At 58.5% G+C, this 22457-nt stretch carries 14 protein-coding genes and 2 pseudogenes; 4 read left to right on the top strand and 12 right to left on the bottom strand.

The window, feature by feature from the left end; translation table 11 throughout:
• Together F8N62_RS32440 and msrA are read left to right on the top strand one after the other, a co-directional pair.
• Nucleotides 1–106 (top strand): hypothetical protein (locus F8N62_RS32440; protein WP_412071998.1); only part of this gene is annotated, 106 nt, incomplete at its 5' end.
• A 123-nt stretch (nucleotides 107–229) separates the two neighbouring features.
• Nucleotides 230–877, top strand: coding sequence for a peptide-methionine (S)-S-oxide reductase MsrA (gene msrA / locus F8N62_RS30810; protein WP_150712214.1), 648 nt, complete (start codon nucleotides 230–232; stop codon nucleotides 875–877).
• A gap of 95 nt (nucleotides 878–972) precedes the next feature.
• Here msrA and F8N62_RS30815 read toward each other — a convergent pair whose 3' ends face one another.
• From F8N62_RS30815 to putP, 8 genes and pseudogenes are all read right to left on the bottom strand, one after another.
• Nucleotides 973–1809 (bottom strand): 23S rRNA (adenine(2030)-N(6))-methyltransferase RlmJ, encoded by an 837-nt coding sequence (locus F8N62_RS30815; protein ID WP_150714153.1) that lies wholly within the window; start codon nucleotides 1807–1809, stop codon nucleotides 973–975.
• A 207-nt stretch (nucleotides 1810–2016) separates the two neighbouring features.
• Nucleotides 2017–2339: pseudogene (locus F8N62_RS30825) on the bottom strand (hypothetical protein).
• A gap of 488 nt (nucleotides 2340–2827) precedes the next feature.
• Entirely contained in the window at nucleotides 2828–3238 is a 411-nt protein-coding gene (locus tag F8N62_RS30830) for a hypothetical protein (RefSeq protein ID WP_150714155.1), read from the bottom strand.
• A 240-nt stretch (nucleotides 3239–3478) separates the two neighbouring features.
• Nucleotides 3479–3835: a hypothetical protein gene (locus F8N62_RS30835; protein WP_150714156.1), complete on the bottom strand. Its 357-nt coding sequence runs from the start codon at nucleotides 3833–3835 to the stop codon at nucleotides 3479–3481.
• Nucleotides 3835–8622, bottom strand: coding sequence for an RHS repeat-associated core domain-containing protein (locus F8N62_RS30840; RefSeq protein ID WP_150714157.1), 4788 nt, complete (start codon nucleotides 8620–8622; stop codon nucleotides 3835–3837). Before F8N62_RS30840 ends, F8N62_RS30835 begins: the two co-directional genes overlap by 1 nt.
• Nucleotides 8622–9359, bottom strand: a complete 738-nt coding sequence (locus F8N62_RS30845) for a DUF4123 domain-containing protein (protein WP_150714158.1) — start codon at nucleotides 9357–9359, stop codon at nucleotides 8622–8624. The genes F8N62_RS30840 and F8N62_RS30845 overlap by 1 nt, the downstream gene beginning before the upstream one ends.
• Complete coding sequence (locus F8N62_RS30850) at nucleotides 9349–11262, bottom strand: type VI secretion system tip protein VgrG (protein WP_150714159.1); 1914 nt, start codon at nucleotides 11260–11262, stop codon at nucleotides 9349–9351. Before F8N62_RS30850 ends, F8N62_RS30845 begins: the two co-directional genes overlap by 11 nt.
• A 364-nt stretch (nucleotides 11263–11626) precedes the next feature.
• Nucleotides 11627–13111, bottom strand: coding sequence for a sodium/proline symporter PutP (putP, locus tag F8N62_RS30860; protein ID WP_150714161.1), 1485 nt, complete (start codon nucleotides 13109–13111; stop codon nucleotides 11627–11629).
• A gap of 462 nt (nucleotides 13112–13573) precedes the next feature.
• Here putP and putA point away from each other — a divergent pair, with 462 nt between their 5' ends.
• On the top strand, nucleotides 13574–17527 hold the full coding sequence (putA, locus tag F8N62_RS30865; RefSeq protein ID WP_150714162.1) for a trifunctional transcriptional regulator/proline dehydrogenase/L-glutamate gamma-semialdehyde dehydrogenase: 3954 nt from the start codon (nucleotides 13574–13576) through the stop codon (nucleotides 17525–17527).
• 369 nt (nucleotides 17528–17896) lie between these two features.
• Nucleotides 17897–19699, top strand: coding sequence for an acyl-CoA dehydrogenase (locus F8N62_RS30870; protein ID WP_150714163.1), 1803 nt, complete (start codon nucleotides 17897–17899; stop codon nucleotides 19697–19699).
• Nucleotides 19700–19815: 116 nt separating this feature from the next.
• On the opposite strand, the gene F8N62_RS32445 is transcribed toward F8N62_RS30870, so the two are convergent.
• From F8N62_RS32445 to F8N62_RS30885, 4 genes and pseudogenes are all read right to left on the bottom strand, one after another.
• Nucleotides 19816–20661 (bottom strand): methyl-accepting chemotaxis protein, encoded by an 846-nt coding sequence (locus tag F8N62_RS32445; RefSeq protein WP_412071999.1) that lies wholly within the window; start codon nucleotides 20659–20661, stop codon nucleotides 19816–19818.
• A gap of 18 nt (nucleotides 20662–20679) precedes the next feature.
• Nucleotides 20680–21753: pseudogene (locus F8N62_RS32450) on the bottom strand (cache domain-containing protein); the annotation flags it as partial.
• Nucleotides 21754–21853: 100 nt separating this feature from the next.
• Nucleotides 21854–22156 carry a cell division protein ZapA gene (locus F8N62_RS30880; protein WP_150713515.1) on the bottom strand — a complete coding sequence of 101 codons (303 nt, stop codon included), beginning with the start codon at nucleotides 22154–22156 and terminating at the stop codon, nucleotides 21854–21856.
• Nucleotides 22153–22383 (bottom strand): hypothetical protein, encoded by a 231-nt coding sequence (locus F8N62_RS30885; RefSeq protein ID WP_150713516.1) that lies wholly within the window; start codon nucleotides 22381–22383, stop codon nucleotides 22153–22155. Before F8N62_RS30885 ends, F8N62_RS30880 begins: the two co-directional genes overlap by 4 nt.
• Nucleotides 22384–22457 lie beyond the last annotated feature (74 nt).

The following is a 22457-nucleotide window of genomic DNA, read 5'->3' on the forward strand; positions in this document are numbered from 1 at the left end:
GCGCCACCGCTGCGACGTCGGCCAGGGATACCTGTTCGACCGACCGATCCCGGGCACCGAGCTGATCGAAAAGCTCAAGCGCTACCCGCGCGGGCCAATCGTCTGAGCACACCCCAATCCCTGTGGGAGCGAGCCTGCTCGCTCCCACAGAGGTAGTGCGTAACTGGACGGCATTGGGCACACTGGCGGTCTGTCTATTTACATTTCTACCCACCTGAGAGGACTGATCATGGTTCTGCGCTCGGAAATTCTGGTGAACAAAAACGTGCTCCCGACTAAAGAACAAGCTCTGCCTGGCCGCGAAACTCCGATGAACCTGCCGGAAAAACACTTTGTCCACGACGCACCGCTGCTGGGCCCATTCGCCATGGACGTGGATTTTGCGATCTTCGGCCTGGGCTGTTTCTGGGGTGCGGAACGCAAGTTCTGGCAGCGCGAAGGCGTGGTCAGCACGGTGGTGGGTTACGCCGGCGGCTACACGCCAAACCCGACGTACGAAGAAGTCTGCTCAGGCCTGACCGGCCACAGCGAAGTGGTTCTGGTGGTCTACGAGCCGGCGAAAGTCAGCTACGAAGCGCTGCTGAAGATGTTCTGGGAACTGCACAACCCGACCCAGGGCATGCGCCAGGGCAATGACATCGGCACGCAATATCGCTCGGTCATCTACGCCACCAACCCGACCCAACTGGACGCGGCCAAGGCCAGCGCGAAAGTGTTCCAGGCTGAGTTGACCAAGGCGGGCAAAGGCACCATCACCACCGAAATCGACGAAGCGCCGACGGTGTACTTTGCCGAGGCGTATCACCAGCAATACCTGGCCAAGAATCCTGAAGGGTATTGCGGGATTGGCGGTACGGGCGTCACCTGCCCGATCTAAACCCGTAAAGCAAAAGATCGCAGCCTTCGGCAGCTCCTACAGGGTTTTGTGTACACCTGTAGGAGCTGCCGAAGGCTGCGATCTTTTGATCTTGCCTACTCGGCAATCAACCAATCCATCTGCCACCCACCCTGGGTCTGCCCAAGCTTCTTGGACAACCACGGCAGCAACTCACGCAATTCCTCTTCCAGCCCCCACGGCGGATTCGCAATCGCCAACCCCGACCCGTTCAAACTGTTCGGCGTGTCCAGCGGATGCACCAGCAACTCCACCCGCAACAACTTCGGCGCGCCCGTGCCGGCCAGGTCCTGATAGAAGCGACGCAACATGCGCTGGTCCTTCACCGGGTACCAGATCGCCGCCACCGTTTGGCGCATCCGGCCAATCGCCTCTTTCAAAGACGCCGCACAACGCTGCATCTCATCGAGCTGTTCAAACGGCGGATCAATCAACATCACCGCCCGCTTCTCCTGCACCGGCAACATCGCCCGTGGCACATGCCAGCCTTCGCCGAGGTGCACCTTCACCCGACGATCACCGGCCATGTTGTCCTTGAGCAGCACACCGTCTTCCGGGTGTTTCTCGTTGAGCATCAGCCGATCCTGCGGCCGCGTCAGTCGCCGCGCCAATTCCGGCGAACCCGGGTAATAGCGCAACTGGCCATCCGGGTTCATGTCGTGCAATACCTTCATGTAATCGGCGGTCAGATCCGGCAGATCCGGCTGATCCCACAACCGCGCGATCCCTTCCAGATACTCACCGGTACGGCTCGCCTGATCACCCTGCAGGTCATACAGACCAATACCGGCGTGCGTGTCGAGATAGGCAAACGGCTGCTCCTTGCGCGACATCAGGGCGATGAGGCGGGTCAAAGTCAGGTGTTTGAACACATCGGCGTGATTGCCGGCATGGAAGGCGTGACGATAATTCATGATTGCTCCTGCGAAGGCCGGGAAGTTTACCTTGTACGGCGGCGAACGTCAGGGCCTCACAGCCGAGCGGGCAATCACCCGCCCCTGTGGCGAGGGAGCTTGCTCCCGCTCGACCGCGAAGCAGTCGCCCCGTTTGGGGCCGCTGCGCAGCCCAGCGGGACGGTGCGGCGTTCCGACAAGCTCCCTCGCCACAAAAGCCCGCTCACACTAATCGGGAGACTGAGCCCGCAACCGCTGCCTCACCGTATCCAGCAAGTCACAGCCATCACGCAACGGAACGGCACAGAGCAAGGCAAAATCACTGAGGATGAACGACTCACACTCGATCGAACCGCGCATGCTCAGGTTCTCCAGCACTTGAGTGACGGTTTTGATCCGGAACATAGCGGCGTCGTTCAGCACATAGAGTGGGCTTGGGTGTCGAAGAACAGCGTCGGCATGTCGTCGCAATTGCTGGTGAGGGGTTTGAAGCGGTTTTCGGGGTAAGAGGTGGGTTTTTCGTAGGGTGGATCGGGGGTCAGTGTTTTCATCAGTCTGATTCCTAACGTATGAAAGGGGACCGCCATCAATCACTTCCACGCAATAGGTGGCGGCTGTACGCAGGTGTGGAAGACCGGGACGTTAGGCACCCGGCGCACCCGGCGCACTCGAAAGCGCCCCGCGCACAGCCACCATAAAACACAGACGATAAAAAACGCCGAACTGGTGGCGCATGACGCGCCTAACGATAGAAGGGCTTCCACACCCTGTCACTGAATTTGCAGTGACTGCTCAAAAGCCTATCGATGTGGATCCATGCGCACCAGTTCATGCAAACCGCTACAACTTGAAGGAAACTTCCGACGACCTTGCCCAGAAATTTCGCAGCCTGTAAGACCGCCTTAGCGGGCAAGCCCGCTCCAAAGAATCGAGGCAAGCCGCCAAAAATGGGCATTACCCAAATCCTGTGGGAGCGTGGCTTGCCCGCGATTGAGCGCGAAGCGGTCATAAAATTTTTCTACCAAATAGATAACTGTTGTCACCAAGCTGATGGATCTTCAAGACTGGCCTTTAGGAGATCTTCTTTCCACTCGACAGTTGCCAATCGATAAATATCTTCAAAAAAAACTCTAGTGTTTTCCATTTCGTCCCACCCACAGGGGAATGAGGAGTATGCCTCTGGATCATATTTAAAAAGCGATTGAAAATCGTACCACTTGTCATCAAGAGCTTTTTGCAAGCACTTATAAAGCAAAAAGCGATGTCGATAGGTACGATTGTTAACCAGACAATACCTGAGTATTAATTTCTCCCTATCCAACGGATCATTCGGATTAAATTTCTCCAGCTCCTCTCCAAGCGTTTCTTCCCGATCATAAATATCGAAACACCCCAAAAAATAAGAAGGCGTCGGAATGTATGGTTGCCCAGTACCAGGATCAATAAACATAACCTCCCTCACTTAACCGGATAGAAAGGCTAAAAAGGGACGGGATTATTTGCCAAGCTTGTTCATGCCTATAATGACCTCGAAGGTGGCAGCGGAAATATATCCGCCCCCTTTGCAGCCTCTAAAAACCCCAATAAACCACATTAAATTCGGCCGAAGCTCTTCATTTAAAAATGTATCTAATAACAACATGTTTTTCTCGGCAGCAAAGATATATCTGCACCTTTGCCCTTGTAGGAATCAACTGCCACTTCCCTGATTTTGGTATCGCTCCAAACAATTAAAGAGAACTTTCATGAACTGCCTTTGATCTTTAACTTCATCATCAAAATACGTATCCATTTTCGAAAAAATTTCATCAAAATTCTCACCGTTTTCTAAAAAATGCGACAGAGTTTTGACTAACAAACTTCGCTCTTGCTCACTATAAATAAAAAATTCCGGCCGTAACAACGCATCAAAAAGCTCGGCGAGTTCAATGTCATCATTCACATTTTTCGAAACAATAATTTCTTCCCGTTCCAAATCACGCGTATTTTCAATATCAAATACAAAAAGCAGACCACGTATACTCCACAGCGAGTAAGGCCTATTCATCAGTCAAAATCCGTAAATGAAGTTTTAGCGTCACCATTGTTATCCAGAATGACAACCGCTCTAGTCTGCTCACCATACTCCAACCCATCTCGTTTAAATCCCTCACCTATTTTTTTACCCATTTCAATTGGTTTTCGTGAAGCATCTATACCGCTCTGCCTAAAAATTAACTGCGCTCGTTGTATTGCGTTGAATTGATCACGATGACTCAGAAAATGTGTTGCAGCGGAGGGTATGACCGGCTCACCCGCTCGTCTTCCTCTCTCATACCTATCTATTTCTCCTGTCGTGGGATTCCTGCCTTCTTGCACTCGCAAGAGTTGGGATTGCAGAGTGGTTTGCGCCCCATGCTTCTGCAGAAAGTGGGCACCTTCAATCAACTCCTCCATTTCCTTTAGACGCCTATGGATATTCGCCTCCGCCAACTCATCAATCCTCTCCCGCCGCTGCTCAGCCGTCATTTTCGGCAGCGGCGGCTCACCCTCATCAATCTTAACGCCGGTCGTATCATCCGGCGCCCCACATCCAGGCTTATTCGGCGGCGGGCAATTCCCGCTCAACCCCAACGGATCAACCCACCCCGTTGGATTCAGCGCATACCGATACTGATTCAGCCCACCCGCCAGTTTCACCGGGTCCGGCGTCAGATACCGTCCAACATCCGGATCATAGTACCGATGCCGGTTGTAGTGCAGGCCGCTCTCGGGGTCGAAGTATTGGCCCTGGAATCGCAGCGGCTGTTCGAGTTGCTCGCCCCCGCCGTGCGTTAGCAGTGTGACTTTGCCGTAGGCGTTGTACTTCGCTGACCAGACGATTTCGCCGCTGTAGTCAGTGAGTTCCTGCGGGGTGCCGAGGTGGTCGAGTTGGTAGTAAAACGGGCAGGCCTTGCGTGGGCCTTTGCCGTCGAGCAGGGCCAGCGGGCGGAAGGTGCCGGGTTCGTAGACGTAGCTGCGGTAGTGCTCGCGGCTGCTTTCGGCGACGAGGTGGTCGCCTTGCCAGAAGAATTGCGTGGTGTGGCCGTCGACGGTTTTGGCGATGCGCCGGCCGAAGGCGTCGTAGCGGTAGCTGGCGCGGCGGCCGTCCGGGGTGGTGACGCCGGTCAGTCGGTGCTGGCAGTCGTAGGCATATTCGGTGACGAGCGTAGGACCCGTGCCGCGACGTTCGCGGACAAGGTTGCCGAAGGCGTCGTAGTCGTAGTGGCGGTCGCCTTGCCTGAGCAGGCGGTTGCCTTTGACGGTCGCGAGGCCGGGGCGGTCCTGCATCAGCAGGTTGCCCGCCGGGTCGTGGGCGAAGCTTTGCGGCGGCTCGTCGCGGCTGTGGCGCACGCGGGTCAGGCGGTTGAGCGGGTCGTAGTAATAGCTGCGCTGGCCGTGGCGGCTGTCGGCGATGGTTACGAGGTTGCCGTTGATCGCGTAGGCGTAGTGGCGCAGGTACAGGGGGCGGTTTTGTTGGTTGATGGCGTGGGCTTGCAAACGGCCCTGGTCGTCGTAGTGGTATTGACTGGTGAGCTGGCCTTGCTGGCGTTGCTGTTCGCGGCCGCAAGTGAATTGGTGGCTGGTGAGTCGTGCGCCGTTGAGGTCGATGGCGCTCAGCGCACCGCCCTTTTCGTGGTGGTAGTCGAGTTTGCTGCCGTCGGGGAGGCGCATCCGGTTGAGCTGGCCGCAGGCGTCGTAGCCATAACGCAGCGTGCCCCAGCCCTGATGCTCGGTGATCAGCCGGTCCTGTGAGTCGTACTGGAATTCCAGCGGGTGATCGTGACCGTCATCGACGCTGATCAGTCGACCGAGGCTGTCGTAGGAATATTCCACCTTGCTGCCGTCGGGCAAGGTTTTGGCGATTAGCCGCCCGGCCGTGTCTCGCTCATAAGCGGTAACCAGCTGCGAGCTGTCAGACCCGAACTCGGTTTTCTCCAGCAGATGGCCATTGAGGTCGTAGGTATACGCCGTGCGTTGGCCATCGAATCCGCTTTCCTGTCGGATCAATCCGCTGGGCGTGTAGTCCAGCTGATATTTTTCGCCGGATTCGTTTTCAATTTCCGTAAGTAACAGCTGGGCGTTGTCGTAGCGGTACTTGAGCTGGGTACCGTCCGGATTGATCCGGCGGCTGACCAGGTGCAGATCGTCTAGGTATTCGTAACGGGTGACGTGACCCAGTTCGTCGCGTTCGGCGGTGATTTTTCCGTAGGCGTTGTAGCTGAAAGTGCGCGTGGCACCGGTAGGAAGTGTCGTCTGGATCAGTCGGCCGACGGCGTCCCACGCGTAACGGGTAACCGCACCGTGTTCGTCCTGCCGGGTAATCTGCCGCCCCAGTGCATCGTAGGAAAACCGCCGCTGGCCACCGTCCGGCAGCGTCTCTTCGAGCAACTGCCCCAAGGCATTCCAGACAAAGGCGTGGCGGCTGTGATCCGGATAACGGATCGACAGCAACCGACCTTGCGCGTCATAAAAAGAGTGGGTGACATGGCCGTCAGGGTCGGTGGCGTCGGTGACGTCGCCTTGGGCATTGCGCTGGTATTTCCAGACGGCTTTACCGCGATACCGCGCATGCAGGAAACCGTTGCGATATTCGTAGGACGTTGGCTCGTCTTGCGGCGGAATCAGCGCGACCAGGCGTCCGACTTCGTCGTAGTGGTATTCGGTGACGGTACCGAGCGGATCCTGCTCGGCAATTAAGCGGCCTTTGTCGTCGTAAGCCTTGAGGTGTTCGCCGCCATCCAGCCCGACCTTGCGCACCAGCCTTGCGCGGTCGTCGTGCTGGTACACCTCTTGGCTGCCGTCGAGGTTGTGGACGGTGACGCTGCCCTGATCATCCCAGACATACCGCGCCTCCATCTGTGCAAACGACGCCCAGTGCCGGACGCATCGTGCAGCCTTGCCGAACCTTTCCCACGCCCAGAAGAAACTCGCCCCACCGGCGAGTTGCCGCTGCAGGATGACGTGTTGATCGTCGTAGTCGTAGCGTTCGCTTTCACCGGCAGCGTTGCTGGCTTCGATCAGTCGAGCGCGTTCGTCGTAGCGGTAACTGACCAGCGTCTGTTCGGTGACCCAAGCTTGTTCCAACGTGTCCGCCGGAATAAAAACCTGATAATCGACGGCGACCAGATGACGGCGGTCGTAGCGCAAGCGCAAGGCGCGGCCGGCGCCGTTGTCGAGGCGTTGGAGGCGGTCCTGACGGTCGTGAGTGATGCGCAGACGGTTGTCGTAGGCGTCGCTGATCGCGGTCAACCGACCGTTGATGAAGTGATAAAACCGCATGTCGTCGCCCGCCTGAGCGAGGATCAATTCTTCCGGTTCGTCACCGAGAAAAATCGCCGCCCGGGACAGGCTGTTGTGGATCGCCGGGCGTTCGACAGTGGGCAAGGGGAAAGCGGTGCGGCGGTTTTCGTGGTCAATCCAGATGACCTGATCGCCGTCGATTTCCAGGCGATGGGCGAGGCTGTGGCTCCAGCCGTAACCGAGGCCGCCGTCGATTTCGGCGGCGCTGGTGCGATAGAGTCGGGTGAAATCAAACGGCAAAATGCCGTCCAAAGAACCGTCGGTGAGGGTCAGCAGCTCTTCGCCGGTGACCATCGACACCGGGCATTTGTTGGTGGCGGTGTTGGCGGCGGAATCAGCGCTGTCGCCGTTGGGATTGGTGGCCTGGTGTGAAGCGTCGTCGCGGTGTTCGGTTTGCTGGAGGGTGGTGTTGCGTTTGCCAGCCGAGTTCAGCGTCACTGTTCCATTTTTAACATCGGCCGCAATACCGCGTACGGCAACTTTTTTGTAGCGGCTTACATAGTCCATGAAGTTGTCGATGATCGTGACCATCGACTTCACGAACGCCATCGCGGCTTGGTAAATCTGCGCGCTGTACTTGGCCATACGTACTGCAAGCCAGGCAATGCCAACCCCGACCACACTGAGCACCAGGCCGATCAACAAGTCGATGACTAATCCGACGACAACTTTGGAAATGGCCTCGGCTGACGACTTCGCCAACTGTGTCGGCGGCAACATTTCCAGCCATAAGGTTGCGGTACGCATCAGCAAACACAGTGCGGCCTCGTCGCTGGCCAGCAACATGGCCTGTTCCATCTTGTCTGGCGCGCTCGCTGCGAGCCGGCCAAGTTCGCCGGCGCTTTCACCCAGCTTCTCGGCAAAGGCATTGGGGTCTTTCAGAATGTCGGTGAGTTCACCGATGCCATCCCAAACCGCCTGAATGGCCGCCCAACCGCCGGCGAGTATTCCGTTTCCGGCGGCGGCCAGCGAAGCTGATGCTGACTGCTGCGGCCACTGCGGTTTGAACCCTTGCCACTCCTTGCGCAGCCATTCTTCCAGATGCTGGGTCAGGCCGTCGTAAGACTTGAAAAGCTCCTCGATTTGCTTCGGGGTCACCTCGCTCTGGACATGAACGCGGTAGGACTTGCCGGCAAGGCCCTCAAACGTTCCCTTACCGTTTACATCAAGCGTGACCCTCTTCTGTTCGCCCCCATCAACGGCAATGACATCAACATCGATGTTCCCCAGCGGAATGTCGTAAACCGATTCGAACTTGCTCTCAATCTGCAAAATGCCGCTGTTTGGGCATTGCGCAACATTGGAGAAAAAATTGTCATCTCGACTGCTCACTGATTTGGAGGTAGTGCCGAGGTCGATCCGACGCTCCATGTTCATCAGCGATGGCATATCCATCGCATGACTGACCCGGTCCGCATTGCGACTCAAAAAACCCTGAAGTTGCTCGCGATACACACTCAACGTGTCCTTGAAACCGTCGAGTTCCTGCTCAATCCCTGATATCTGATCCATCAGTCCAGCTCCGATATCAGGTAGTCCACCAAGGCTGATTTCGGTGCTGTGGGTAGGCCCGGCTCCTCAAGAAAGATCGCCACCTTGTGCCGCAAAATGTCTTCTGAAAACGCCTCGAAGAGATCAGGACGGTCCTCGCTCAGCCACTTGAGCAAGTTGCTCACCAGCGTGGTGTTTGAATGCTTGGCAAGTTGTTCCAGCAGCGGTGCGGGCACTTCCCACCATGGGAAATTTCTGGAGGATTTCAGAGCAGCACAACCCATTTCCAGCGACTGACCATTGATCAGGCACCGCGCCAGGCCAGGTAGTAATTGCGCAACGTCGACCTCGGCAGACTGAAGAATCGGCAATAGATGTCGCCCGTCCCAGAAGCGAAAAAACACAACGCTGCCATCGGGTAAAAGCACTTGCGTGAGGCTGCGCAGATGCTCGATCAACTCTTCCCGAGTCGAAGAAGAAACCGCCAGCCACCCCCAATCCCGAGACTCGGTCGTCGCGACCCACTCCAGAAACTCACTGCCAGGAGCGACGATTCCGACGTAGGGCATGACCGGTTCCCACTCGGCGTAAGCGGTGTGGGCCCAGATTGGGCTCGGCGCATGCAGTGGATGGGTGCGCTGCCAGGCTTTGAACGGTGCAAACGAACTGGCATTGCTGAAAATCGCGAACAACTGCTCGGACGGTTCCAGCGGTTGGCGTTCTAACCATGTGTGAGGTGACAAGTGATCAGCCAGCATAGCCACCGTCCTTGCACGCGCAGGCTGCGCAAAACGGCGCATCGCTTTGGAGAATCAGGCGCTGTGCTGCGCTGAGTGCTAGAAGTGGTTTTGCAGCGATCGAGGTGCCAATGACTGGAATCGGCGCACCACCGAGCTGGATCGGTACGCTGCTGAAGATGCCGGCGGGGCTGATGTTGATCCATTGCCCGCCCGCCTGAAGGGTGACGTTTGCTCCGCCATCGATGACGATTTGCTGGCCGGCGATGAAATGAGCCTGGTCGCTGGCCTTGAGGGTCTGGCTGTTGACGCGGATCTGCCGGTCGCCATGGACGTGCAGGTTGTCGTTTGCACCGATGTCCGTACTGCGCTGATTTCCGACATTGACCTGCTGGTCCTGCAGCACGTGCTGAGTCCAGTTCCGCTGGGCCCTCAGGTAAATTTCCTCGGCGCCTTTGCGATCCTCGATGCGCAATTCGCTGTAACCACCGCCGCCGGGACTACTCTGGCTGCGGAAAAGACTGCGGGTTTTTTCGGCGGGCAGGTTCAACGGCGTCGAGTTGGCACCATTGGGCAGGCAACCCATGACCAGGGGCTTGTCCACATCGCCGTCGACGAATCCGACCAACACTTCCATGCCAACCCGGGGCGTCAGCGCGACCCCGTAGCCGTTATGCGCCCACCCGGTGGCCACTCGCAGCCAGCAACTGGTATGTTCATTGCGCTTACCGTCACGATCCCAGGCGAGCTGAACCTTGACGCGACCCAGCGCGTCACAGTGGATTTCGCTGTCGCTGGGGCCCGTAACGACAGCGGCTTGATACCCTGCGGCAGGCGGTTTCGCGACCAGAGCCGGACGAAACCAAACATCCCACGGCGTCGCCAGAAAGGTATTGCGATAACCCTGGAAATCATCCGTCCCGTCGCTGCTGGCCTGTTCCTCAAGCACTTGCGGCTGTCGGCCATGATGGTTGATTCCCGTGATCAGCCACAGGTCATTCCATGCCTGACGCGGATGCCCGGTGAGGTGTAGGAAGTGTCCACTGACCAGAGCAGGTTCATCGCTCCGACCTTGCGCCTGACGGTAGTTAGCGTTGTGGCGTTGAAGGGTTCTGTGAGCCAGGTCCTTGCCGTGTTCGCGATCGGTGAATTGGCCAGGAAAGTGATAGTGCTCCAGCACCGGCGCCTGCTGGCTATCGCTTCGGCTCTCGAGTTCCAGTTGCGGTTTATGGAAGTTGTAATCACGAAGGGTTACTGCGGTTGTCCGGGTTTCCAGTCTTACGTTGAAACCCTTGATCGCAGGCGCGCTCGCCGCCATGCCGGTGTCTGGAAGGTAAAGCGTCTGCTCGGGCAAACGCGGGAACGCCGTCTGGTCATCGCCAAACACCAGGAAGTGCCCGTCGCAACTGTGCCGAAAGTGGTAGTGAATACCGATCTCGGAACAAAGCCGCTGGATAAACGCCAGATCACTTTCACCGTACTGCACGCAGTACTCGCGCTCGACGTACTCACTGCCGAGCCGAAACTCGAAAGCATCGCGCTGGATGCCATGTTCCTCAAGGATGTGCGCAACGATCGTCGGCACGCTTTTGCGCTGGAAAATTCGCTGATTGATGCGCTGTTCGAGGTAGGCCAGGCGTGGGACCAGGCTGATCTGATAGTGACTCAGACGTTTACCGGAGTCGCCTTGGCCCACGCGAAAAATCTGACCGTGAATGCCGGAACCTTGCGCGTCGAAACACAGAAATGCCTGACGGTGCAGGAGGCTTTCAAGCTCGATGTCCGGTCGCTCGCTGACCAGTTCAAGTTCAAAACGGTAAGGCTGGCTGATGGCTTCCCTGCCGGTGAACTCAAGCACTTTGAGTTCATTCTGGTGGCCGTCGACGGTCAGCGTGAAGTGCGTTGAGTTGGCAAGAGCGGACATCCGATGTGTCTCTGCAGAATGAAGGCGGGCGATTCTGCATGAGCTATAACGGGTGTTACTCGAGGGACATGAAAATCAGATTTGCCCTACTTTTTTAAAGAATTTGCCTTCAAAAATCGGGACAGAGAACTACATACATTCCCTTCATAATCACCATCCCCTCCTGTGGGAGCGAGCTTGCTCGCGATGGCGGTTGTACAGTCAACATTGATGTCGACTGACCCGACGCTATCGCGAGCAAGCTCGCTCCCACAGGGAAACTGTGATACCTCGGGCTTGGCGCAGGCAAAAAAAACGGCCCGCCTCCAAAGGAAGCGGGCCGTTTTCATGTGCGGCGAAAGGTCAGAGCGTCAGCTCATTCCGGTCACTTGTTCAGGCGGAAATCAGCCTCGGCAGCTTCGAAGCGCTGCAGCATGCCGGCAGTCGGCGTGCCCATTTTGCTGACGAAGTAGATCGCCAGGCTGGCGAAGATGAAACCAGGGATGATTTCGTACAGGCCCAGCAACTCGAAGTGTTTCCACACGATCACGGTGATCGCGCCGACCAGGATGCCGGCCAGTGCGCCGTTGCGGGTCATGTCTTTCCAGATCACGGAGATCAGGACGACCGGACCGAACGCGGCACCGAAACCAGCCCAGGCGTAGCTGACCAGACCCAGTACGCGGTTTTCCGGGTTAGCGGCCATCGCGATGGCGATCAGGGCAACCAACAGCACCATGGCGCGACCGACCCAGACCAGCTCAACCTGGGAAGCGTTTTTGCGCAGGAAGGTTTTGTAGAAGTCTTCGGTCAGGGCGCTCGAGCACACCAGCAACTGGCAGCTCAGGGTGCTCATGACCGCCGCCAGAATGGCCGACAGCAGTACACCGGCGATCCATGGGTTGAAGAGGATTTTGGCCAGCTCGATAAACACGCGCTCAGGGTTCTCGGTCACAGGACCGGCCACCTCAGGGTGCGCCGAGAAGTAAGCGATACCGAAGAAGCCGACAGCGACGGTGCCGGCCAGGCACAGGATCATCCAGGCCATGGAGATGCGACGGGCCTTGGCGATCGACTTGACCGAATCCGCGGCCATGAAGCGCGCGAGGATGTGCGGCTGGCCAAAGTAGCCCAGGCCCCAGCCCATCAGCGAAATCACGCCGATGAAGGTGGTGTTCTTCAGCATGTCGAAGTTGCTTGGATCTTGTGCTTCGATGGCCAGGAACGTGGTGTCGACACCGCCGGTCGCCAGCAGCACGATAATCGGCGTCAGCAACAGGGCGAAGATCATCAGCGTGGCTTGTACGGTGTCAGTCCAGCTCACGGCCAGGAAACCGCCGACGAAGGTGTAGGCAATCGTCGCAGCAGCACCGGCCCACAGCGCTGTCTCGTAGGACATGCCGAAGGTGCTTTCGAACAGACGGGCGCCGGCGACAATGCCGGAGGCGCAATAGATGGTGAAGAACACCAGGATCACTACGGCGGAGATGATCCGCAGCAGGCCGCTTTTGTCTTCGAAACGGCTGGAGAAGTAGTCCGGCAGGGTCAACGCATCGCCGTTGTGCTCGGTCTGCACGCGCAGACGGCCGGCGACGAACAGCCAGTTCAGGTAGGCACCGACGATCAGGCCGATGGCGATCCAGCTTTCGGACAGACCGGACATGTAGATGGCGCCCGGCAGGCCCATCAACAACCAGCCGCTCATGTCGGAGGCGCCGGCGGACAATGCAGTCACGACGCTGCCCAGGCTGCGACCGCCCAGAATGTAGTCAGAAAGGTTGTTGGTGGAGCGATAGGCCATGAAGCCGATCAGCACCATTGCTGCGATGTAGATCACGAACGTGATCAGGGTTGGATTACTTACGCTCATTGAGTTACGCCCTGGCTTTGTTTTTATGTAGCGGCGGTGGTGGTTAACCGCTCGCAAACGACGACGTTTGACAGACGATTATAGATCCCGCGCATTTATGACCGATGTTTCCCCAGGAAAGCCATCAGCCGGTGCACCAGACTTTGGAGCCGGTTGCACCTTGGCGGCGAATGCTATTCAACAAAGCAAATAAGGTGCAACCCATTTTTGTTGAATAAGTTGCACCCAGTCGGACTTATTTTAAAAAGCCCCGTTTTGGTTCTCTTTTAGGCAGTCATCACGATTTACTAGAACTAAAAGCACCAAGCAGGAGCAGTACCTTCGTACCAGAATTTATTTCCTGACGAGCTGCTTATTATTCCGATAAAAAAAGGGTTGCACCCGGTTGCACCTCGAAGATTGCGCAGCTAATCTTGCGGCCAGCTGATGCCACGCGATCGTGGCAAACATGAGGATAAAAATATGGCTACCACCACCCTTGGGGTCAAACTTGATGACCCGACCCGCGAACGCCTCAAGGCCGCCGCAACCTCGATTGATCGCACGCCGCACTGGCTGATCAAACAGGCAATTTTCAATTACCTGGAAAAACTCGAGGGTGGTGCAACCCTGACCGAGCTCAACGGCCTGAGCGCTAAAGAGGCTGACGACAACGGCGAAGTCCACGTCGACCACGCCCATCAATGCTTCCTTGAGTTCGCCGAAAGCATCCTGCCGCAATCGGTACTGCGCGCTTCGATCACCGCCGCTTACCGTCGCCCGGAGCCGGAAGTGGTGCCGATGCTGATCGAACAGGCTCGCCTGCCGGTCGCCATGGCCGAAGCTACCAACAAACTGGCTGCCTCGATCGCTGAAAAACTGCGTAACCAGAAAAGCGCCGGCGGCCGTGCCGGGATTGTTCAGGGCCTGTTGCAGGAATTTTCCCTGTCGTCCCAGGAAGGTGTCGCGCTGATGTGCCTCGCCGAAGCGCTGCTGCGCATCCCGGACAAAGGCACTCGCGATGCACTGATCCGCGACAAGATCAGCACCGGTAACTGGCACCCGCATTTGGGCAACAGCCCGTCGCTGTTCGTCAACGCCGCCACCTGGGGCTTGTTGCTGACTGGCAAGCTTGTGTCCACGCACAACGAAGCCGGCCTGACTTCGTCCCTGAGCCGCATCATCGGCAAGAGCGGCGAGCCGATGATCCGCAAGGGCGTCGACATGGCCATGCGCCTGATGGGCGAGCAGTTCGTCACTGGCGAAACCATCGCCGAAGCGCTCGCCAATGCCAGCAAGTTTGAAGCCAAAGGCTTCCGCTACTCCTACGACATGCTGGGTGAAGCTGCACTCACCGAGCACGACGCGCAGAAATACCTGGCCTCGTACGAACAAGCCATCCACTCGATCGGCAAAGCGTCCCACGGCCGTGGGATTTATGAAGGCCCGGGCATTTCCATCAAGCTGTCGGCACTGCACCCGCGTTACAGCCGTGCGCAGTACGAGCGTGTGATGGACGAGCTGTACCCGCGCCTGCTGTCGCTGACCTTGCTGGCCAAGCAATACGATATCGGCCTGAACATCGACGCCGAAGAAGCCGACCGCCTCGAGCTGTCGCTGGACCTGCTGGAACGCCTGTGCTTCGAGCCGCAACTGACCGGCTGGAACGGCATTGGGTTCGTGATCCAGGCTTACCAGAAGCGTTGCCCATACGTGATCGATTACGTGATCGACCTGGCTCGTCGCAGCCGTCATCGCCTGATGATCCGCCTGGTAAAAGGCGCGTACTGGGACAGCGAAATCAAGCGCGCCCAGGTCGAAGGCCTGGAAGGCTATCCGGTCTACACCCGCAAGGTGTACACCGACGTTTCCTACATCGCCTGCGCTCGCAAACTGCTATCGGTACCGGAAGTTATTTACCCGCAATTCGCCACACACAACGCCCACACCTTGTCGGCCATTTACCACATTGCCGGTCAGAATTATTACCCGGGTCAGTACGAGTTCCAGTGCCTGCATGGCATGGGTGAACCGCTGTACGAACAGGTTGTAGGCAAAGTTTCCGAAGGCAAGTTGAACCGTCCGTGCCGCGTGTACGCGCCGGTCGGTACTCACGAAACATTGCTGGCGTATCTGGTACGTCGTCTGCTGGAAAACGGCGCGAACACGTCGTTCGTTAACCGCATCGCCGACCAATCTATTTCGATTCAGGAATTGGTGGCCGATCCAGTGGCCAGCATCGAGCAGATGGCGACGCTGGAAGGCGGCTTCGGCCTGCCGCACCCGCGTATTCCGCTGCCGCGTGATCTTTATGGTGCCGAGCGCGCCAACTCCAGCGGCATCGACATGGCCAACGAACATCGTCTGGCTTCGCTGTCCTGCGCGCTGCTAGCCACCGCTCACAACAGCTGGAAAGCCGCACCGATGCTCGGTTGCGTGTCCAGCTCCGAAACCCCTGCGCCAGTGCTGAACCCGTCGGATCTGCGTGACGTGGTCGGCCATGTTCAGGAAGCGACGGTCGAAGACGTCGACAACGCGATCCAGTGCGCCCTGAATGCTGCGCCTATCTGGCAGGCCACTCCGCCGGCCGAACGTGCCGCGATTCTGGAACGTGCCGCTGACTTGATGGAAGGCGAGATCCAGCCGCTGATGGGCCTGCTGGCTCGCGAAGCCGGAAAGACCTTCGCCAACGCCATCGCCGAAGTGCGTGAAGCCGTGGACTTCCTGCGTTATTACGCAGTGCAGGCGCGCAACGATTTCACCAACGATGCCCACCGCCCGCTGGGTCCGGTGGTGTGCATCAGCCCGTGGAACTTCCCGCTGGCGATTTTCAGCGGTCAGGTCGCTGCGGCATTGGCCGCCGGTAACCCGGTGCTGGCCAAGCCTGCGGAGCAAACGCCGCTGGTGGCTGCGCAAGCGGTGCGTTTGATGCTCGAAGCCGGTATCCCGGAGGGCGTGCTGCAACTGCTGCCGGGCCGTGGCGAAACCGTTGGCGCGCGTCTGGTCGGTGACGATCGGGTCAAAGGCGTGATGTTCACCGGCTCCACCGAAGTCGCTCGCTTGCTGCAACGTAACGTCGCCGGTCGCCTGGACGCACAAGGCCGTCCAATCCCGCTGATCGCTGAAACCGGCGGCCAGAACGCGATGATCGTCGACTCTTCGGCACTCACCGAACAAGTCGTGATCGACGTGGTGTCGTCGGCCTTCGACAGCGCCGGTCAACGTTGCTCGGCACTTCGCGTGCTGTGCTTGCAGGAAGATTCCGCTGACCGTGTCATCGAAATGCTCAAGGGCGCGATGGCTGAATGTCGCCTCGGCAACCCTGAACGCCTGTCCGTGGACATCGGCCCGGTGATCGACGCCGAAGCCAAGTCCGGCATCGAGAAGCACATCCAGGCCATGCGCGACAAAGGTCGCAATGTGTACCAGGTGGCGATCGCCAACAGCGAAGAAGTCAAACGCGGCACCTTCGTGATGCCGACGCTGATCGAGCTGGAAAGCTTCGATGAGCTGCAACGGGAGATCTTCGGCCCGGTGCTGCACGTTGTTCGCTACAAGCGCAAAGACATCGATCAACTGATCGGTCAGATCAACGCTTCCGGTTACGGCCTGACCCTGGGCGTGCACACCCGCATCGACGAGACCATCGCCAAGGTGATCGACAACGTCAACGCCGGCAACGTCTACGTCAACCGCAACATCGTCGGCGCTGTGGTCGGTGTGCAACCGTTTGGTGGCGAAGGTCTGTCGGGTACGGGTCCGAAGGCCGGTGGTCCGTTGTACCTGTACCGCTTGCTGTCGACGCGTCCTACCGATGCGATCGAACAATCCTTCGCTCGCGGCGACGCTGAGACTGCACCGGATGTGCGCCTGCGTGATGCCATGAGCAAACCGCTGACCGCGCTGAAAGCCTGGGCCGACAGCAACAAGTTCGCTGACCTGAGCGCCCTGTGCGTGCAGTTCACCGCGCAATCGCAAAGCGGCATCACCCGTGTGCTGGCCGGCCCGACCGGCGAGCGCAACAGCTACGCGATCCTGCCGCGCGAACACGTGCTGTGCCTGGCGGAAGTCGAAGGCGATCTGCTGACGCAACTGGCGGCGGTATTGGCGGTAGGCGGTTCGGCGGTGTGGCCGGATGCTGACGTGACCAAGGCCTTGTTCGCACGCCTGCCGAAGGAAGTTCAGGCACGGATCAAGCTGGTGTCCGACTGGAACAAGGACGAAGTGGTGTTCGATGCGGTTCTGCATCATGGCCATTCCGATCAGCTGCGTGCGGTTTGCCAGCAAGTGGCCAAGCGTGCCGGTGCCATTGTTGGTGTTCATGGATTGTCCCAGGGCGAGACCAACATTGCGCTGGAGCGTTTGGTGATTGAGCGCGCGTTGAGCGTTAACACGGCTGCGGCGGGTGGTAATGCCAGTTTGATGACGATCGGTTAAACCGTAGTGAGACCGGGCGCCCGTATCGGTGCCCGGTTCTTTTCAAGCAAGATCAAAAGATCGCAGCCTTCGGCAGCTCCTACAGGGGATCGTGTTTCTCTGTAGGAGCTGCCGAAGGCTGCGATCTTTTGCTATTTGATGACCATCGGTTAAACCGTATTGAGACCGGGCGCCCGTATCGGTGCCTGGTTTTTTTTCAAGCAAGATCAAAAGATCGCAGCCTTCGGCAGCTCCTACAGGGGATCGTGTTTCTCTGTAGGAGCTGCCGAAGGCTGCGATCTTTTGCTCATCCATCACCGACATCAATCATCCTTCTCAGCCTCAATCCCCGCGCCTAGACTCGGCCCATTCCAAAAAAGGTAGGCCGCCATGTCCGAGACGTTGCTCAGTTCCCGCAATCTGGCTTTCGAGCTGTATGAAGTCCTCGATGCCGAGGGCCTGACTCAGCGTGAGCGTTTCGCCGAGCACAATCGCGAGACCTTCGATGCCGCCCTCGGCACCGCCCGCAACATTGCCGAGAAGTTCTTCGCCCCGCACAACCGCAAGGGTGACGAGAACGAACCGCGCTACGAGGACGGTCAGGCGATTCTGATTCCGGAAGTGAAACCGGCGGTGGATGCGTTCCTCGAAGCCGGTTTCCTCAACGCCGCGCGCAGTTTCGACGCTGGCGGCATGCAACTTCCTACGCTGCTGTCCCAAGCCTGCTTTGCACACTTTCAGTCGGCCAACGCCGCATCGACCTCGTACCCGTTTCTGACCATGGGCGCGGCGAACCTGATCGAAAGCTTCGGCACCGAAGAACAGAAACAGCGCTTCCTGCAACCGATGATCGACGGCCGTTTTTTCGGCACCATGGCCCTGACGGAACCGCACGCCGGTTCTTCGTTGTCGGATATTCGTACCCGTGCCGAGCCGGCGTCTGACGGTACTTATCGACTCAAGGGCAACAAAATTTTCATCTCCGGCGGCGATCACCCGCTGTCGGAAAACATCGTGCACATGGTCCTGGCCAAGCTGCCGGATGCACCGGCCGGGGTGAAAGGCATTTCGCTGTTTATCGTGCCGAAGTTCCTGGTCAACGATGACGGCAGCCTCGGCCAGCGCAACGACGTGTTGCTGGCGGGCCTGTTTCACAAAATGGGCTGGCGCGGCACCACGTCCACGGCGCTGAACTTCGGCGACAACGGCGAGTGTGTCGGCTATCTGGTGGGCAAGCCGCACAACGGCTTGAGCTACATGTTCCAGATGATGAACGAAGCGCGGATCGGTGTCGGCATGGGCGCAGTAATGCTCGGTTACGCCGGTTACCTGTATTCCCTGGAATACGCCCGCGAACGGCCCCAGGGTCGTGTGCCGGACAGCAAGGATCCGAACACCGCGCCGGTGGCGATCATCCAGCACGCCGACGTCAAACGCATGTTGCTGACCCAAAAAGCGTACGTCGAAGGCTCGTTCGACCTTGGGTTATACGCCGCACGACTGTTCGATGACACCACCACCCTCGAGACCGAAACTGAACGCAAACAGGCGCACGAGCTGCTGGATTTGCTGACGCCGATCGTCAAATCCTGGCCGTCGGAGTTTTGCCTGAAGGCCAACGAACTGGCGATCCAGATTCTCGGCGGCCACGGTTACACCCGCGAATACCCGGTCGAGCAGTATTACCGCGACAACCGCCTGAACCCGATCCATGAAGGCACCCACGGCATCCAGTCGCTGGACTTGCTGGGGCGCAAACTGGCGCAAAACGGTGGTGCGGGGCTCAAGCAACTGATCCGCCTGATCGCCGACACCGCCGGGCGCGCCCAAGCCCATGACTCGCTGACCGCACTGCGTGAACCGCTGGAGAAACTGGTGGCGCGCCTGCAAACCGTGACCATCGGCCTGCTGACCGATCTGGCTCAGGGCAAGGTCAACACCAGCCTGGCGAACTCGGCCTTGTACCTGAAAGTGTTCGGCCACACGGTGATTGGCTGGCGCTGGCTGGAACAGGCGATCCGCGCCGAGGAAGGGTTGGCCAAGGGCAATGCGGCGGATGTGAGCTTCTATAAGGGCAAGCTGCAGGCGGCGCGGTATTTCCTGACGTGGGAAGTGCCGGGGTGCCACCATGAACTGGCGATTCTTGAGGCTCGGGATGATGTTTGTCTGGGCATGCAGGATGAGTGGTTCTGATCGGGTATAAATCGGTGTGACGGCTATTGAAAAGATCGCAGCCTGCGGCAGCTCCTACGGGGAGCGTATTCCAATGTAGGAGCTGCCGCAGGCTGCGATCTTTTGATCTTGAGCCTTTAGCTCAACCGAAACCCACCCATCTGCCGCGCCAGATCATCGGCCAATCGCTGCAACGTCTGACAATCTTCACGGCAAGCCCTGACCTCCCCCGCCGTCGCCCGGGCCAGATCGGAAATCCCCTGCACATTGCGGTTGATCTCCTCCGTCACCGCCGACTGTTCTTCCGTGGCCGTCGCCACCTGATGGTTCATGTCGCTGATGCGCTCGACCTGGCCGGTGATCGCCGTCAACGACGCCCCGGTGCGCTGGCTCGACTCAACCCCGGTCCCGGTCGCCGCTTGCCCGGTGTGCATCGACGACACCGCATTCTCCGCGCCTTGCTTGAGGCTGCCGATCATCTGCTGGATTTCATCGGTCGAAGCCTGGGTACGTCGAGCCAGCGTGCGCACTTCATCCGCCACCACTGCAAACCCGCGCCCCATGTCCCCGGCCCGCGCCGCTTCGATAGCCGCATTCAACGCCAACAGGTTGGTCTGCTCGGAAATCCCGCGAATGACCGCCAGCACTTGGTCAATGGAGGCGACCTGATTCGCCAGCTCACCCACCGCACTGGCGGCGTTGCCGATTTCATCGGACATGCTTTCGATGTGCCGGATCGACCCGCCGACCACTTCCCGCGCCTGCATGGCTTCATCGCGAGCGTTTTGCGAGGCGAGCGCCGCGTTGCCGGCGTTCTGCGCGATTTCCTGCACGGTCAGGCCCATTTCGTGAACGGCGGTGGCAACCATGTCGGTCATTTCCTGCTGACGGCCAGAGCGCTCGGCGGTGTTGTCCACCACCTTCGCCACCTGGCTGACGGCTGAGCGTAAACGCTCACTGGTGGTCAGCACCTCGCCGATCATGTCGCGCTGACTGTCGAGAAACCGATTGAACCCGCGCGCCAGGTCGCCGAGCTCATCGGCACGGCTGGCATCCAGCCTGTGGGTCAAATCTCCCCCACCGCTACCGATGGCTACCAGCGCCGCTGTTACCTGACGGATCGGCCGCACCAGGCCGCGAGCCAGCAACACCACCAGCAACAGGCACACCAGCGCCACCGCCAGACCGATGCCGCTGCTCATCCACATGGCGCGGCGGGCTTCGGCATAGATTTGCGACTGTGGCACTTCGGCCACCAGGGTCCAGCCCAGATCACGCAACGGCAGGCTCAACGCCAGAAAATCTTCGCCCTCGCGTACAAAGCTGCTGTGGGTGGCAGTTTGTTGACCCATGACCGCCTGCGCAGCCGGCGCGCCAATTTGCTCGACCAAAGAACGCTTGCCGCTGAACTGCGCTTCGGGATGAACCTGGATCAAACCGTCGGAACGCACGAGATAGACCTTGCCGCGCTCACCGAAGCTGAAGTTGTGGATCAGCTCCGACAGCTCTTTCATGCTCAACCCGAGCCCGGCAACGCCCACGACTTTGCCGGCCTGTTCAACCTTGAGGTCGATGAACAGCGCCAATTCTCCGGTCGCAGTGTCATTGTCGATATTGAGAGTGCGTGGCTGGTTGCCATCGAGGAAGGCATAGAACCAAGCGTCTTTGGGATTGGCGCGGCTGAGAGTCCGGTCCAGGCCTTTTTCAGTGAAATAGTGGTTTGAAGCGGTGCCGACAATCAGCGCGGTAAACGCTTTGTGTTCAGCGCGGATGCCTTCCAGATAGGCCACAAACGTGGGTGCCTGGGCACTGTTTTCACCGGCGGCCAACCAGTCGCGCACCATGCTATTGCTGGCGATGTCCTTGGCGGCGGTGAGGGGTTGCACGAGGATGCGCTCGATGTCGTTGCGCATCGCTTCGATGCTCGACGGCAGCGCTTGTTCGACCAGATAGCGCTGGGCGAGACGGTTGACCACGAGGGTATAAATGCCCACCACGATCAGGATGCTGACCAGCAGGGCGGTGCCCATACTGAGGATCAACTGCCATTGAATACTGCGTCGCCAGAACTGCATGGAGCACCCCCAAAGAATAAGAGGCTGAAACACTGCAACAGCCGTGCCGATTGTATACAACGCAAACGACAATTTATTCTTTGGTTGTGCGCAAAGCCTGTCAGGCCTGACTGATCGTCTTGGCGATCACTTCAACCGTGGCGCTGACTTGCTCTTGGAAACGGTCGAGTTCGAACTTGTGCTGCTTTTGCATTTCGATCTGCTGCGAGCACAGATTCATCGCTGCCAGCACCAACAGGCGGTCACCGATCAGCGTCGGGTACTTTCTTTTGGTATCGGCCAGCGCGGCTTTCAACATCATGGCAGCGTCCAGCAGGGTTTGCTCTTCCCCGGCCGGCGCCTTGATCGAATAGTCCTCCCCCAGGATCGAGACGACTTTTACCCCTGCGGCGCCGACACTCATGCGCTGACCGGACCGGCGCTGACGCGTTCAACCAAGGCCTGGATGCGCGCTGCGGTAGCGCCGTGTTTCTCTTCCTGCTCCATCAGGTTCAGTTGCAGGCTTTCGTTTTCATCCTTGGCCTGGGCCAGTTCTGCGCTCAGGGCCTGGTTGGCGCCGAGCAGGGTCTGGTTCTGTTGAACAAGGTCGCTGACCAGTTGCTCCAATTGGTTTAGGGATGCTTCCAACATTTTGATTTTCCAAGCATTTTCAAGGGGCGCGTACGATAAAGAAAAGTCACCACGCTTGCCAGGGTTATTGGGCG

The organism is Pseudomonas fluorescens, from assembly GCF_902497785.1.
GTDB lineage: Bacteria > Pseudomonadota > Gammaproteobacteria > Pseudomonadales > Pseudomonadaceae > Aquipseudomonas > Aquipseudomonas fluorescens_BO.

Bases quoted from the DNA above. Each gene is read 5' to 3' on its own strand.
- msrA (WP_150712214.1), top strand. From the start codon at position 230: ATGGTTCTGCGCTCGGAAATTCTGGTGAACAAAAACGTGCTCCCGACT.
- F8N62_RS30815 (WP_150714153.1), bottom strand. From the start codon at position 1,809: ATGAATTATCGTCACGCCTTCCATGCCGGCAATCACGCCGATGTGTTC.
- F8N62_RS30830 (WP_150714155.1), bottom strand. From the start codon at position 3,238: ATGTTTATTGATCCTGGTACTGGGCAACCATACATTCCGACGCCTTCT.
- F8N62_RS30835 (WP_150714156.1), bottom strand. From the start codon at position 3,835: ATGAATAGGCCTTACTCGCTGTGGAGTATACGTGGTCTGCTTTTTGTA.
- F8N62_RS30840 (WP_150714157.1), bottom strand. From the start codon at position 8,622: ATGGATCAGATATCAGGGATTGAGCAGGAACTCGACGGTTTCAAGGAC.
- F8N62_RS30845 (WP_150714158.1), bottom strand. From the start codon at position 9,359: ATGCTGGCTGATCACTTGTCACCTCACACATGGTTAGAACGCCAACCG.
- F8N62_RS30850 (WP_150714159.1), bottom strand. From the start codon at position 11,262: ATGTCCGCTCTTGCCAACTCAACGCACTTCACGCTGACCGTCGACGGC.
- putP (WP_150714161.1), bottom strand. From the start codon at position 13,111: ATGAGCGTAAGTAATCCAACCCTGATCACGTTCGTGATCTACATCGCA.
- putA (WP_150714162.1), top strand. From the start codon at position 13,574: ATGGCTACCACCACCCTTGGGGTCAAACTTGATGACCCGACCCGCGAA.
- F8N62_RS30870 (WP_150714163.1), top strand. From the start codon at position 17,897: ATGTCCGAGACGTTGCTCAGTTCCCGCAATCTGGCTTTCGAGCTGTAT.
- F8N62_RS32445 (WP_412071999.1), bottom strand. From the start codon at position 20,661: ATGATCGGCGAGGTGCTGACCACCAGTGAGCGTTTACGCTCAGCCGTC.
- F8N62_RS30880 (WP_150713515.1), bottom strand. From the start codon at position 22,156: ATGAGTGTCGGCGCCGCAGGGGTAAAAGTCGTCTCGATCCTGGGGGAG.
- F8N62_RS30885 (WP_150713516.1), bottom strand. From the start codon at position 22,383: ATGTTGGAAGCATCCCTAAACCAATTGGAGCAACTGGTCAGCGACCTT.